Origin of the sequence: Vibrio hangzhouensis (assembly GCF_900107935.1) — a bacterium.
Classification (GTDB): domain Bacteria; phylum Pseudomonadota; class Gammaproteobacteria; order Enterobacterales; family Vibrionaceae; genus Vibrio; species Vibrio hangzhouensis.
In genome coordinates, this window is the sequence record NZ_FNVG01000025.1 from 1 (window position 1) to 14,796 (window position 14,796).

General features: G+C 45.8%; 13 protein-coding genes, 1 tRNA gene and 1 rRNA gene. 2 read left to right on the forward strand and 13 right to left on the reverse strand.

What is annotated here, in order from left to right; translation table 11 throughout:
• The 7 genes from C4S60_RS19115 to C4S60_RS19145 form a co-directional block, all read right to left on the reverse strand.
• A 16S ribosomal RNA gene (locus tag C4S60_RS19115) occupies positions 1–148 on the reverse strand; the annotation flags it as partial.
• 606 nt (positions 149–754) lie between these two features.
• Complete coding sequence (locus C4S60_RS19120) at positions 755–1,771, reverse strand: LacI family DNA-binding transcriptional regulator (protein ID WP_103881943.1); 1,017 nt, start codon at positions 1,769–1,771, stop codon at positions 755–757.
• Positions 1,772–1,910: 139 nt separating this feature from the next.
• On the reverse strand, positions 1,911–2,630 hold the full coding sequence (gene chbG / locus C4S60_RS19125) for a chitin disaccharide deacetylase (RefSeq protein ID WP_103881944.1): 720 nt from the start codon (positions 2,628–2,630) through the stop codon (positions 1,911–1,913).
• Between the two features lie 36 nt (positions 2,631–2,666).
• Complete coding sequence (locus tag C4S60_RS19130) at positions 2,667–3,983, reverse strand: 6-phospho-beta-glucosidase (RefSeq protein ID WP_103881945.1); 1,317 nt, start codon at positions 3,981–3,983, stop codon at positions 2,667–2,669.
• Between the two features lie 4 nt (positions 3,984–3,987).
• Positions 3,988–4,299 carry a PTS lactose/cellobiose transporter subunit IIA gene (locus tag C4S60_RS19135; protein ID WP_103881946.1) on the reverse strand — a complete coding sequence of 104 codons (312 nt, stop codon included), beginning with the start codon at positions 4,297–4,299 and terminating at the stop codon, positions 3,988–3,990.
• Positions 4,300–4,329: 30 nt separating this feature from the next.
• A complete protein-coding gene (locus C4S60_RS19140; protein WP_103881947.1) occupies positions 4,330–5,655 on the reverse strand; it encodes a PTS sugar transporter subunit IIC in 1,326 nt (441 codons plus the stop codon).
• A gap of 38 nt (positions 5,656–5,693) precedes the next feature.
• Positions 5,694–5,999 carry a PTS sugar transporter subunit IIB gene (locus C4S60_RS19145; RefSeq protein ID WP_103881948.1) on the reverse strand — a complete coding sequence of 102 codons (306 nt, stop codon included), beginning with the start codon at positions 5,997–5,999 and terminating at the stop codon, positions 5,694–5,696.
• Positions 6,000–6,190: 191 nt separating this feature from the next.
• Between C4S60_RS19145 and C4S60_RS19150 the strand changes: the two genes are divergently transcribed.
• Positions 6,191–7,477, forward strand: coding sequence for a polysaccharide deacetylase family protein (locus C4S60_RS19150; protein WP_425275147.1), 1,287 nt, complete (start codon positions 6,191–6,193; stop codon positions 7,475–7,477).
• Between the two features lie 11 nt (positions 7,478–7,488).
• Here the strand turns inward: C4S60_RS19150 and C4S60_RS19155 are convergent, their stop codons facing one another.
• From C4S60_RS19155 to C4S60_RS19175, 5 genes are all read right to left on the reverse strand, one after another.
• Positions 7,489–8,742: a cyclic di-GMP phosphodiesterase gene (locus C4S60_RS19155; protein WP_103881950.1), complete on the reverse strand. Its 1,254-nt coding sequence runs from the start codon at positions 8,740–8,742 to the stop codon at positions 7,489–7,491.
• Between the two features lie 124 nt (positions 8,743–8,866).
• On the reverse strand, positions 8,867–9,637 hold the full coding sequence (locus tag C4S60_RS19160; RefSeq protein WP_103881951.1) for a hypothetical protein: 771 nt from the start codon (positions 9,635–9,637) through the stop codon (positions 8,867–8,869).
• A gap of 30 nt (positions 9,638–9,667) precedes the next feature.
• Positions 9,668–10,618, reverse strand: coding sequence for a helix-turn-helix domain-containing protein (locus C4S60_RS19165; RefSeq protein ID WP_103881952.1), 951 nt, complete (start codon positions 10,616–10,618; stop codon positions 9,668–9,670).
• A 201-nt stretch (positions 10,619–10,819) separates the two neighbouring features.
• Positions 10,820–11,623, reverse strand: coding sequence for a nucleotidyltransferase domain-containing protein (locus tag C4S60_RS19170; protein WP_103881953.1), 804 nt, complete (start codon positions 11,621–11,623; stop codon positions 10,820–10,822).
• Positions 11,624–12,169: 546 nt separating this feature from the next.
• A tRNA-Leu gene (locus tag C4S60_RS19175) sits at positions 12,170–12,254 on the reverse strand.
• 190 nt (positions 12,255–12,444) lie between these two features.
• Here C4S60_RS19175 and C4S60_RS19180 point away from each other — a divergent pair.
• The gene (locus C4S60_RS19180; protein WP_103881954.1) at positions 12,445–12,918 is read left to right on the forward strand and encodes an RDD family protein; all 474 of its coding nucleotides are present in this window, start codon (positions 12,445–12,447) and stop codon (positions 12,916–12,918) included.
• A 62-nt stretch (positions 12,919–12,980) separates the two neighbouring features.
• Here C4S60_RS19180 and pgi read toward each other — a convergent pair whose 3' ends face one another.
• On the reverse strand, positions 12,981–14,633 hold the full coding sequence (gene pgi / locus C4S60_RS19185) for a glucose-6-phosphate isomerase (RefSeq protein WP_103881955.1): 1,653 nt from the start codon (positions 14,631–14,633) through the stop codon (positions 12,981–12,983).
• Positions 14,634–14,796: the final 163 nt, after the last annotated feature.

Below are 14,796 nucleotides of genomic sequence, written 5' to 3' on the forward strand. Positions count from 1 at the left end.
AAGGCATATTCCCAGGCATTACTCACCCGTCCGCCGCTCGACGCCGTTAACGTTACCCGAAGGGTCAGTTAACTCGTTTCCGCTCGACTTGCATGTGTTAGGCCTGCCGCCAGCGTTCAATCTGAGCCATGATCAAACTCTTCAATTTAAGATTTTGTCGGCTCAATGAATACTGACTTCAAAACTACTAATGTAATTTTAAAGCTATTATCGTTCCAACAGAACGATAATGAATTGACTGTGCCAAGTCTTACGACTTGAATTGGTCACTCAGTTCATTGAAACCAAATTTGATTCCGAAGAATCTAATTTTGATTATCATCAACGAGTGCCCACACAGATTGATAGGTCTATATTGTTAAAGAACATTCTCTTCACAACGCTGCGTTTCGCTTTCCGTTTGAAGAGGCAGCCATTCTAGCGGGATAATCTTCAGTGTCAAACACTTTTTTAATTTATTTTTTGAAGTTTTCAAAAACAAATTTCAGATTGTCCTTTTGGCTAGCTGCCTGACTGACTCTGCGCTCAAACCCTTATGGGCTCTGCCGTGTCAGTGAGGACGCATTATAGAGATCCGGATCACGTTGGCAAGCGTTTTTTATTAAAAAAACAGAAAAACACGCTGTTTGACTCTTTATTGAACGATAGCCAGCAAAACACTAAGTTTTCGATGATATTTTGAGCTATACATTCCCAAGTAGCTTTGGAAAGTGGAATCTCTATTACCATCAGGCTCTCGATTAAGGGTGTCCACTTAGTTCTGAAACGACTCAGATATACGCTTTACGCTATTACCTTGCTGGATAGTGGCCTCAAGATAACGCTTATCTGGTGCAGAATAGCCAGCATCGATCTGACTCACTAACAATTGCACTGCTTTGTGAGCCATTTGAGTAATCGGAAAATCAACAGTGGTCACATGAGGAAACAGTCCTCTGCAGCTATTAACGCTGTCGTAACTCACAATAGAAATATCATCCGGACAACGAATGCCATGCTCATAACAATACTTCATCACCCCACGGGTCATTTCTTCACCTGTAGAAAAGATAGCCGTCGGCTTCTCGGATAATGCCATGAGTTGCTTCATTGCCTCATATCCACTTTCCAATTCGTAATCCCCTACTGCGATATACTCAGGCGGAATCTCTAAATTTCGAGCCTGCATCGCTTGCTTGAAACCTTCCACCCGCACTTGGGAACTGTGGCGCATCGTTGGACCACCAATACACGCAATTCGTCGATGTCCATGATCTAATAAATAGGACGTTGCCAATTCAGACGCCCGAAGATGATCGAATACGACGCATTTATCTTCAAGTCCTATCACAGTTCTATCGAGTAACACAAAAGGCGTTTTCGACTGAGAGAGCTTGAGCAACTCTTCATCACTCAGATATCGGCTGTGAAGAATAAAACCATCGCAGCGAAGATCCCGAAACTTCTCCACCGCTTTACGTTCTCCTTCGGAACTATGGTGTCCCTGAGCCGTAATTAAGAATTTTTGCTGTTCATCCAATTCCAGTTGAACCTGATTCATCATTTGACCAAAGAAACCACCGGTATAATAGGTCACCATCAGGCCAATCATGTTGGAATTTGACTTTGCCAAACTTCTGGCGATGGCACTTGGTCTGTAATCCAATTCCGCCATCGCCTTTTCGACTTTACGTTTTGTATCGGCTCGAAAGCTACCTTCACCATTAATGATCCGTGAGACTGTCGAGCGGTTGACACCCGCCAATGCAGCAACTTCCTTAATACTCGCCATTGACTAAGATTCCTTGAATGTTGTGAAAATGAATCGCTGCTCTCAATAGTACGTAACCGAGTGAAGTAGGGAAAGAAGTAACCATGAGCGCAAGGTGAATTTTTGGGAAGGCACTCATGGTTATCGATAAAAGTATCGACTAAATAACAGCACTGTAACGGGTTAGCTCAATCTGATGCTCTTGTATATATTGTTTCAATTCTTGCGAGCTTAGGACGCCAAGTTCCTGCTCTCTTTTATCGACATACGAACTCATTGAGGACAGTCCTTCATCCACAATAGCAGGATGACACATGACTTCGACCACATCATAACGCTCTGACCAAGAAGAGAGTTGCGATTTGAGCCACTCCAACGAAATATTGTCATCATAAAAGCCATCACTAAATTGATAACCAGCTAGGGTTGGAGTTGCGCGATAAGGAACATCAAATTCATGGCTTAACCGAGCGACCACCTTAGTGACTATTGGGTGAAGATGAACATGATGATGACTGTCTAAGTGACTAAGAGGAATACCAAAACTCAGAAAGTGTTCGATTTGAGCGTGAAACTCCTCATAAATAGACGCTTCATGCACTGACTCCAACTGTGCCATGAGTGCATCGTATTTAGGAAACCGCCCCTCTGAGTTCACAATAGGGAAATCAGAAGATAATGGTTTACCTGCGGTAAGGCGCAAATGCACACCTACGCTGAGACTTGGTGCCAACAATAAACGCTCCAAGGCATCTTGCTCCCCAGGCATTCCAACCATCATAGTCGTCGACGTCACCACGCCATTAAGATGGCTGGCAATGATTCCTTGATTCACCGCTTGGCACAGCCCATAGTCGTCAGCATTAAAAATTATCTTCACGCTATTTCCCTCTATTATTACTTAATCACGCCTTTCCTAATGTGATACAAACTGTGGCAAGTGATCCTCGTTTTGTTCAAGGATGTCGTCAAGCAGCGACTTTGCAACTTGAATATCACCCACCAGAGGATGAGTGGCCAATGCCAGTAGCGCTTTTTCCTTATCTCCATACACAGCGGCTTCCACGGTCAGCATTTCATAACTTTTCACCCGAGAGATCAGGCTTTCAACGAAATGAGGCAGCGGATCCACGGCAAGTGGCGTTGCACCGTTATTACCAATCACGGCTGAACATTCAATGACCGCATCATCTGGCAAGGCTCTGATCACGCCAGCATTACGGACGTTGACCACGTGGATGTCATTACGATTATTATGGATGGCATCAACAAGATTCAATGACGCATCCGAATAATAAGCCCCACCACGCTCTTCCAGCTCTTTAGGTTTACTGTCTAGAGAGGCTTGTTTATACAACTCAAACAACGCGGCTTCCGTTGTCATAACTTGCGTAGCACGGCTGCCCTTTTCTTTAAAGGACAACTGTTCTTCTGCCAGCATCGCTTCCGTTTGATAGTAGTAGCGATGATAAGGACAAGGAATCACACCTAATGCGTTAAGAAAATCAGCATCCCAAGGCTCTTCAAAAATGTTTTTCATCGAGAAATTAGCGCCATCGCCTACTTTTTCAAGCAGCTCTTTGGTGACCTCTCTACCATTAAGGTAAGCGCTGGTTACCCAAACGAGATGGTTAAGACCCGCGTACTTCATTTGCAAAGCACTTGGCTCGCAATCGAGCATCTCTGAGGCCATCATTTGCATCGAGACCGGAACGTTACAAAGGCCAATGGTCTTCACATTACTGTATTTCTGGATAGCTTCCGTCACGAGACCCGCAGGGTTGGTAAAATTTAACATCCACGCATTCGGAGCAAGCTCTTCAATATCTCGACAAATATCAAGAACGACAGGGATAGTACGTAGCGCTTTAGCAAAGCCACCCGACCCCGTGGTTTCTTGTCCAATTCGATTATATTTCAGAGGAATCGCCTCATCACGCTGGCGAGCTTTGAGCCCTCCAACACGAAATTGGGTCATAACAAAATCCGCACCTTTTATCGCCTTTCGTCGATCTAACGTTTGAGAAACCACGATATCGGCTTTAGCCTTTGCCACCATACGCTGGGTAAGCGCGGTAATAATCTCCAATTTTTCTTTGCCCGCCTCGATATCGGTTAAACAGATTTCACGAACTGGTAATGAATCTTGCCTAAGTAAAATACCTTCAATTAGCTCTGGGGTATAACTGCTCCCCCCACCAATAACAGCAATTTTCAGTGATTGTGCTGTCATAGGATCACTCCTTTACTAATGCTTTTCTCAGCTCAACCAACTCTGTTGCAAGCTCATGGGCAAGAATGGTAGTCATCAAATGGTCTTGGGCATGCACCATCACTAATGTCATCGGTACTTTGCCTTCACCTTGATCCAGCTCGATGAGCTGAGTCTGAATCAAGTGTGCTTTGTTCAGGCACTGTTTTGCCTTTGCAAGCGACGCATCTGCGGTGGCTAAGTCCTGCTTTCTCGCAGCTTGCAGCGCTTCAAAACACAAGCTTCTCGCCTCACCTGCATTGCAGATGATCTCCATCACTACCAATTCTTGTTCCATGATACTTTCCTCCTCAATATGACTTAGTCGTTATGCGGTTGCCGCTTTGCCAGGTTGTGCTACTTCGCTCTCTTGTTTTGATTGCTCTTGCTCAAGCAGTTGCTTTTCAAACATCTTGAAGAACGGTAGGTAAATAAATAGGTCAATTACCAAGAGCGCTAGTACCAAAAGAACAGGGGACAGTGTCCAGCCTGAACCCCAAGATGCGCCGATGAGAGCTGGTGCCGTCCACGGTGTTGTCGCAACCCCCATTCCGACCAAGCCTGCATGCACGGCAAAATAGGCAATCGTCGCGTTAATGACTGGAGTGAACACAAACGGAATGAACAAAATTGGGTTCAGGACTACAGGGCTACCAAAAATCACTGGCTCGTTGATTTGGAAAAAACCAGGTACCACACTCATGCGTCCTAAACTCTTTAAGTGAATTGAACGGCTGAACATCATAAGTAGAACAAGTGCGAACGTTGCACCGGAACCACCGATGAAGATATAGAAATCCCAGAACGGCTGAGTAAAGATATTTTGTACAGGCTCTCCTGCCACAAACGCATCGATGTTGGCACTGATGTTGGTAAGAAAGATTGGAGACAGTAGACCAACAACAATCGCCGCACCGTGAATCCCTGCAAACCAAAGCAACTGACATACCAGCAGTGCACCAATAATGGCTGGCAGTGTATTAGACGCGCTGACCAATGGTTTGAACATGGCCATCACCGCATCTGGGATCAACATGTCATATTGGGTTTGTACAAAAATGCTCAGTGGGTACAAGGTAAAGAAGACCGCCAATACTGGTAGCAAGACTTCAAAAGAGCGGGCAATCGCTGGAGGAACCTGCTCTGGCATACGGATGGTGATATTGTGCTTTTTCATGAAGCGATAAAGTTCGACGGCAAAAAATGCACAGATCACCGCAGTAAAGATACCAGTCCCGCCCATATGGCCTGTTGGCAGGCCACCATCCGTTGCGGGCGCTGCCACCAACAAGAAACTCATCAATGACAGAGTTGCACTGGTGATCCCATCCATCTTGTAGGACTTAGCAAGACTATAGGCGACCCCAAGAGAAACGAAGATCGTCATGATGCCCATGGACATACTAAATGGCATCATAATGGTATCAAAATGTGTGGTGGCAAAATCTAGCCAAACTCGGCCAAAACTATTGGTGGTGTCTTCAGAAAATGGGGGAAAAGCAAAAACAAGTAAAAAACTACCAACAATAATAAACGGCATTGCCACAATAAAGCCATCTCTCATTGCGCGAACATGGGGTTGATTACCTACTTTTGTTGCTATTGGCGCGATGTGCTTTTCGACGACATTTATAATCGCATCATAAAGCTTCATAACATATTCCTTTATTTCACGTTAACGTTAGTAATTGACTAATCTATAAGGGCCAGCGCTTGATCTAACACTTCCGCCCCTTTCATCATTCCATAGTCTTGTGGTGATATAGCATCGATATTTTTGCCATGCTCGGCGGCAACTTTCCTCAACTCTTCTAACTGAAACCTCACTTGAGGCCCCAGCAGACAGACATCGTACTCACCGATCGCGTCGTTAAAGTCTGATACAGACTTAGCTTGGATATCACACTCGATACCACGAGTTTGCGCCGATTGTTGCATTTTTTTTACTAGCATACTGGTCGACATTCCAGCGCTGCAGCAAAGTAATATTTTCTTCATACAACCTCCTTTCATTGATACTAAATACCCTAACAAAAACATCATTAACATTAAAGCGCAACCGGTTGCGTTTTTGTATGAAATGGATCGCAAAAATAATAAAACCAACTTATTAAGAAATATTATTTAGATAGATTACTTACTGAGTGTTGGTATGTTTATTTAATATTTAACTCAATATAAAATCAGGAATAATTATGAAAAAAATCACTAGCATCGTCAGTAGTTTGCTTATCCCTCTCTCATTTGGCGTTTCCGCAAACGAACCTAAGGGCACGATATATCTCACCTTTGATGACGGCCCAATCAATGCGTCTATCAAAGTGATCGAAACGCTGAACAAGCACAATGTGAAAGGATCATTCTTTTTTAATGCCTGGCATTTAGATGGCATCGGCGATGAAAATGAGGATCACGCTCTGGAGGCTCTGCTATTGGCACTCAATACTGGACATATGATCGGTAACCACAGCTATGATCATATGGTGCACAACTGCGACGGTGCCAACGGAGAAAATACGGCGGAGGCTTGCAATGCAACGGGCATGCACAACGTCAACTCCTATCGAAACCCTAGCTACGATTACACGTTTTTCCCTCTCAATTTAGCGAAACTTGAGCAACATGTACCCAACATCACCAGTTATCCTAACTATGTCGCCGATCAATTTGCCCGACTCCCTTATACCAATGGCTGGCGCGTGACGAAGGACCTCAAGGCCGATGGGCTTTGTGCGACCTCAGATGATTATCTCCCTTGGGATCCCAACTATGTATGTGACCCGGAGAATCCATCCAACAGTGCAAATAACGCCATGGTACTTTCTGACATGTTGACTAACGATAGTTACCAATTGTTTGGCTGGGATTTAGATTGGGCCCCGGAAAACTGGGGCATTGCGATGCCAGCTAATAGCCTGACCGAACCTGAAGCCTTCCTAACCTACGTTAAAGCGGCACAAAATAGTTGTGCTCCGGTAACTATTGAGCCGGTTAATTCCAAAGCTCAGAATTTCCCTTGCGATACCCCCTTACACAAAGACAAAGTCATCGTATTAACCCACGAATTTTTATTTGAAGATGGCCGACGCGGAATGGGGGAAACCCAGAATATTCCAAAGCTGGACAAATTCTTAGCCCTCGCTCTAGAAGCAGGTTATGTGTTTGATACTCTGGATAATTATATTCCTCAGTGGCAACCTGACACGCAATACACCACAGGCGATCATGTTGACCATCAAGGTACCGTGTACGTGGCACAAAAAGACCACTTCTCTCAAAGCGACTGGGCTCCATCACTATACTCTACACTGTGGAGCAATGCAGATCCTGCGACCAACTGGCAACTCAACGTTGATTACCAGTTAGGTGATATCGTGGTTTATAACGGTGTGATCTATGAAGTGATTACCGCTCACGTTTCACAGGTCGACTGGACACCAGACAAAGAACCCACTCTGTTTAGCACGGTAAATTGAGATTTCGGTCACTAGACTTTATTGTCTTCAAGATAGTAGGAGATCCTGGCTCTCGGGTTTAAATACTCGCGGATCTCCTCCGGCAAACGCTCCGGGTGAATCACCGATTCCACTTTCAGCTCATTAGGATCTAAAGTCACAATGGGTGCTTGCAGTTTTGGTACCGTTGGATCGTAAATCAAGACGTTGGGACACAATAAATTCGCGCTGTTGATCGACACCACCAGCCCTATCATTTCATTAGACAGTTTGACCACTGTACCCGGAGGATAGACGCCCATGTACTTAATCAGAATGCTCAGGTTTTCCTGGTTATAGAGACTCTTGGCATGCTTATACAAGTATGACAATGCGGTGTAAGGGATTTTCTTCTCCTGAGGATTCTGATGATGACAAAGGTTATCGAATGCGTTCGCGACGGAAATGATCTGAGCAACCGAATTAATTTCATCTCCTTGAAGTCCAGCTGGATACCCCGAACCATCCAACAACTCATGATGTTGTTCAATCACGACCGTGACCTCTTCGGGTAAGGTCCCAATTGACTGTACTATGTCACTGCCGTACTTGGTATGCAGCTTCAGGTAGTTGGTTTCTGGCTCTGTCAGTGGTGTGGTTTTTCGCAGAATCGAGGAAGGGATTTTGATTTTACCTATGTCATGAAATAGCGCCGCCATGGCCACTGACTTAATGGCTGCCGCATCCAGGCCTTTGGCCTTAGCGATGATCATCGACAGTACCGAAACGTTCAGACTATGAAAATAGATATCTTCAAACTCACTTTTGCTGCCCATCAGATGAAGGGTGACTTCCTCTTCAGAGAGTAGAGACTCTACAATGTCATCGACCAGTAACTTAGCCTCCTTGGTCGCCAGTTCTGGGCGACTTCTGAGTTTCGTCATCACATTACGAATACGGGCCAGTGAGCGATCGAACTCTTTCTCACAACGAGAAACCCTTCGGCGGTACGCGCTCAACTCTTCGATTCGCTGCTGCTTTTCATCCCAAAGCCGTTCTGATTCCGATCTTGTGTTCGCATCTGCGATGATCACAGGAGGTTGTTGCTGAGCGGGTAGCGGTGCGACATCACTCAGATCTGGGTTAATATGGACAAACTTAATCCCAAGCTGCCTGATAATGCGCACTTGTTCCTGAGATTTGATCTTGAAAACATTAAACAGAAATGGGTGATCGTTCCATTTGACCGGGAGCCGGACATGCAGTCCCGGTTGGAGTCGATCCACTGAAATTTTGATACTGGCCACAATTCCACTGCAACTATTTGAAAAACTAGCGCAAATTTTAAAGAACTTCGTTCTTTAATTCACCTAATTATTAGTAAAATGTGACCAGTTAACATAATTATTAATTGTGAGTTGTCGCCAAACGTTATTGCTCGGTCTGGCGATTCTTTAATATGGCGTCAATACGAGGATCCAGCGTTTTACCGTGCTTTTGCTCAAACTCTTCCCGCTTTAAATCCACTAAATTTTTCACGGAATGTTGAGCAATTCCCTTCGGAAGTTCGGTGACCAGCTTACCCTTCTCCTGCAAGCTCATTGCTTCCCGATAAAACTCTTTAAAGCGACGAACTATGATAGATTGTGGCAGACGGCGCAGCTCATAACCTTTGTTCTGCATGATCCACTTTTCCAGCTGATTTTGAGGTTCTTTGTTGATCACCCGGTTCATGGCTTCCAAAGATTCAGATTCAGTCAGTTGATTTTTCAACAGCGCAAGTTCGCCCATTATCGGTGGCCACTTCTCACCCGCTTGCAATCGCTCCCGGCAATGCTGGATAACGCGCATCAGTTCAGCTTCCGTCAGGCTATCCGCAAAATCCAGAAAGCGCCCCGTTGGTCTGCGACCGTAGGATTTTATCCAGGTCGACTCATAAATACTTAACAAGGTGCCGAAGATGTAGTTGCACCAGTCACTGGGCTGCCGTTCTGACTCGGATTCACTGTTGACCAGTTGCTGTGAAGAAGTAGCTGGAGCAACCTGAGTTGAGCTTATTTCGTTCTCCGGTTCTACCTTTGCCGCTACGGCACGGTCTTGCGAGGCTTTGAGATGGTCGAGATTGCCGTTTACACCCATTTCTCTCAGCTTTTTCTCCATTGCACCAAAGTCCAGATTTTTGGGTTTGTTGCCGTTACTCATATTTGTTACCTATTTCAGCGACACACAGTGTTAAAAGTTCGGATTCTTACCTTGTCCACGTAAATACTCCCTGAATTCTTCTGAAGGGCTGACATCTGCCGATTTACTGCTGCTTTGGTAAGACTGGCGTCTTCTCTCTTCCGCTTGTTTGCGGCGATCTTCAGCCTGCTTTTCGTTTACGATCCAAAGTCTTAGTTTATTCAACATTTGCGTGACATTGGTGTACTCGTTAGCCCGTGCTTTGTAGTAAACCACAAACTTTTCCCAAAATAAGTTTGGGTCGATTTTCAGCCGGGAAAAAGCAATGGTTTGGGCTGCCCAGTCCGGTATTTCAAATTCGTTCAGCTCATGAGTAGACAGATACTGGCTGCTGGTTGAAGCATTGCCATCCTGAGCCGAGGTGGATACCACTTTGGACTCTTTACGATAACCCGGCTGCTCGCCGATGACTGCTTGTAGACTCCCAGAGCGTTTTGCATACTCCAGCCAGTCCTCCAGTTGTCGTGCCAGACGTGTGATGTTGGTAGTATTGGTACCATTCTCACGCACGAAATTTTGCCAGACGGTGTTACGACTGGCTGGCGGAACTTTGTATATGTCAAATGAAGGGACAGACCACCCGGGTGCACTGGACTGCTGTAATGTGGTGACACGTGAAGGCTGACTAGCCGGCGCTGGACGGTTGGTTGTCTCAATCACGGGTAAGCGATGGCCTTCAGATAGCATGAGTCGGAAGTGATGGATCTGCTCCCGCCCTCTGGATTCTACGTGTCCCTTTTCAACTAACCCTTTGCTGGCCAAGGATGTCAGTAAATCCGCCAACGCAAATTCACCTAATAAACACTCTTTCGCAATCTCTGCAAGTGCAATGGCCACCGAACCATCATTGCCCGACAGATCCGCCAACTTCAATAATACTAACTTCTCACTGGCGTTGAGATCAGTCTGTTGCCAGGCAACATGGGTAAATTTTGCACTCACAGTAATTCTCCTATCTGTTATGTCCAAGTCAGCTCATTGCTCATTCTGAGAACACTTGGGCATACCTAGATTCTAGCGCTTCACATGTTGATAAACAAACAGTGAAACCGCTGAGTTTGATATTAATTGCCTATTGGTGAATTGCAAAAGACAACCTTTTCGGGAATTAACGCGGAACCCTTGGCAATGAATTACCGGGCCTCATTTCATGTCTTTCATTTGCGACAATACCAGCGTCTCAATCTGCTCTGACATGAAACGCAAAGCGCTGGACAGCTCATCATCAGATTTGGGAGACAATAGTTTGCAGAGAGACGCTTCAAACTCCACAGGAAGGTGCTGACAGTGCTGCAGCGCGAACGATAACAAACGTTTTTCGCCCGGATGAGGCAGCTCATTGACAGCGAACAAAACATCAAAATAACTGGCTAAGTAGGCGGTGATACGGTGTTGCACACTCACTCTGTCACCTCGTTGTACGGCCTTGTTAATTTGGTCCGGATAAGCAGGGATAACACTCAGCAGTAAAGGCAGATTCTTATCAATGATACTCTGGCGTAGAATAGACGGATAAACCACTCTGTATTTTTGCTGCAATTGACTGATACATTCGCCACGCTCATACAACACCTTAGCGTTCAATAAGCTAAACCAGAAGCAGGTACTGTAGCCAACTGTCGCCTGCCCTTGCCTTACCGTCGCATCAATACCCTGAGCAAACTCATCCATTTGACGGTAAATCAGCTCAACAACAGTACCATCATTTAGCACAAAGTCATCTTCTTCTTCCCAGAACCGATTGGCCAGCTCCAGGTAGGCGCAATGTTCGCTGATGATCTGTTTACGTACCTGTCGGCTAATCGGAGACTCACAATAGATATACAAATCAAAATCGGACAACGCATCGTTTGAATCACTGGCACGCGAGCCTCCCAATACCACCGCTAGCACCTCTGGTAACTGTCCAAACGCCTCGGTAAGACTGTTCAACGACTGTGTAGACATTTTCTGACCTCGTAAATACTCCACCCTACCCGAAGAAGACCTACACAATATGTGTGCGTACACACATAATTGGCGATTTCATTCACAGAGACGTTTATCGTTTGATATCGCTAAAGCGAACATGCCAGAAAAATAAACAAAAGAGATTTCGCAGAGTCAGAAACGACGAAAGGCCGCAATAAAAGCGACCTTTCTAAATAATGGTACCGGTGGGCGGACTGACTGAGCAGGCATTCCTGACGCCACGCGATTCTGAATTTACAAACCTTAGATACAACAAAGCCCCGACTTTCGTCGAGGCTTTATCGTTTAAAAATGGTACCGGTGGGCGGACTGACTGAGCAGGCATTCCTGACGCCACGCGATTCTGAATTTACAAACTTTAGATACAACAAAGCCCCGACTTTCATCGAGGCTTTATCGTTTAAATATGGTACCGGTGGGCGGACTGACTGGGCAGGCATTCCTGACGCCACGCGATTCTGAATTTACAAACTCCAGATACAACAAAGCCCCGACTTTCGTCGAGGCTTTATCGTTTAAATATGGTACCGGTGGGCGGACTTGAACCGCCACGCCCGAAGGCAACGGATTTTGAATCCGTCGTGTATACCAATTTCACCACACCGGCATCTTGGACTGATGTCCTTTGATGCTTGGCATTATACGTAAGCATTCGGATCGCGCAAGAGCAAAACGCTGAATATTCTATTGTTTGCTGTTATTTTCGCCACAATGTGATGAAATGCGGACCAAGAGGCTTTCTTCACAGCGCCATAATCGCTATCCTGTGGCCAGTTTTGATTATTGAATGATGTACTATGGAAACACAATCTCTTCCCCCTGCCGGGCTATTTCGCAGGCTTGGCGCACTGTTTTATGACAGTTTAATTATTCTTGCGGTAGTCATGATGGCTGGCGGCATTGTGGTGGCCGTGCTAGAAGCGTTGGTGGCAGCCGGTCTGCTGAGCTACGCCCCTTATGCTGACGCTAGCGACTTCTTGGGTAAGCATCCGTTCTGGAGTCTGGTGTACACTGCCTATCTGGCTTTTGTGTGGATTTACTTTATCGTGTTTTTCTGGACTCGTGCTGGTCAAACTCTGGGTATGCGTGCCTGGAAAATCGAAATACAGAACCTGGAGGGGGGACGCATTACCGTCACGCAAGCCCTCATCCGTCTTGCAACGTCGGCGTTTGGGCTTTCTAACCTCTCCGTGCCTATCGACCCTAAAAAGCGGGGTTTCCACGATATCTGGGCAAAGACCCAAGTAGTTGTACTGCCAAAGGCAAAATAACGGCTAACAAAAAAAAGGTGCCTACTGGCACCTTTTTTTATTGTCATCTCACGATGGGCTCATTATGCCTGAAACGCTTTAAATGCGTTGATTAGGCCATTAGTCGAGCTGTCGTGTGAGCTTACTTCACTGTCATCTGCCAGCTCAGGAAGGATTTGGTTTGCCAGTTGCTTACCAAGCTCTACACCCCATTGATCGAAGCTGAAGATGTTCCAGATAACACCCTGAGTGAAGATCTTGTGCTCGTACATCGCGATTAGATTACCCAATGTACGTGGCGTGATTTGCTTCACTAGGATTGAGTTAGTTGGGCGGTTGCCTTCGAAGATCTTGAATGGTACAAGGTCTTTCACTTCTTCTGCGCTCTTACCTGCCGCAGCAAATTCTGCTTCAACTGTCTCTTTCGATTTACCGAATGCCAATGCTTCTGTCTGTGCGAAGAAGTTAGACATCAGTTTCTGGTGATGATCGCTCACCTGGTTGTGAGAAATGGCAGGAGCAATAAAGTCACAAGGGATCAGCTTAGTGCCTTGGTGGATTAGCTGATAGAAAGCATGTTGACCATTCGTGCCTGGTTCACCCCAGATGATTGGGCCAGTTTGGTAGTCAACCGCTTCACCGTTGCGATCAGTGAACTTACCGTTTGATTCCATGTTGCCTTGTTGGAAGTAAGCCGCAAAGCGGTGCATGTACTGGTCGTATGGCAGAATCGCTTCAGACTCAGCGCCGTGGAAGTTGTTGTACCAGATACCGATCAGTGCCAGAAGAACTGGGATGTTGCTTTCCAGATCTGTTTCCGCAAAGTGCTTATCCATCTCGTGCGCACCAGCAAGCAACTCGATGAAGTTGTCATAACCAACGGCCAGAATGATAGAAAGACCGATTGCTGACCATAGTGAGTAACGACCGCCGACCCAGTCCCAGAATTCGAACATGTTGTCTGTATCGATACCAAACTCAGCAACTGCTGTCGCGTTGGTTGATAGCGCAGCGAAGTGCTTAGCCACGTGTGCTTCATCGATAGCAGATGCCAGGAACCAATCACGAGCTGAGTGCGCGTTCGTCATTGTTTCTTGAGTTGTGAATGTCTTAGAAGCAACCAGGAACAACGTTGTTTCTGGGTTAACTTTCTTCAGCGTTTCAGCGATGTGCGTGCCATCGACGTTAGACACGAAGTGCATGTTCAGGTGGTTAGTGTAAGGACCTAACGCCTCAGTCACCATGTATGGACCAAGGTCAGAGCCACCAATACCGATGTTCACTACGTCAGTGATCGCTTTGCCAGTGTAGCCTTTCCAGTCGCCAGAGATGATACGCTCTGAGAAGCCTTTCATTTTTTCAAGAACGGCATTAACCGCAGGCATGACGTCTTCGCCATTTACCATGATTGGCGTGTTGCTACGGTTACGTAGTGCAACGTGAAGAACAGAGCGACCTTCTGTTTGGTTGATGGTATCGCCCGCAAACATCGCCTTGATTGCGCCTTTAAGCTCAGTCTCATTAGCCAGAGCAAACAGGTTTTTCATTGTTTCGTCGTTGATTAAGTTTTTAGAGTAATCAACAAGAATGTCAGAGCCGAAGCGCGTAGAGAATTTGCCAAAACGATCAGCGTCTTGAGCAAATAGTTCTGCTAAATCCATATCTTGCGCAGACTCAAAGTGCGCAGTCAGTGCTTTCCAAGCTTCAGTTTGCGTTGGATTGATGTTTTTCAACATGGTCTCTATCCCAATTTTTAGTCGGTTTTATTCCCATTCCCCCCAAGGAAAAGGAAACCCCAGTTTAGCGAATAATAAACAGTATATTCTAAATACAGCCTAGTAGGCTTTTCGGCACCACTAGGTGTTAAAATTTGTAGTTGGTTCACAAAGCCGTGGCTCT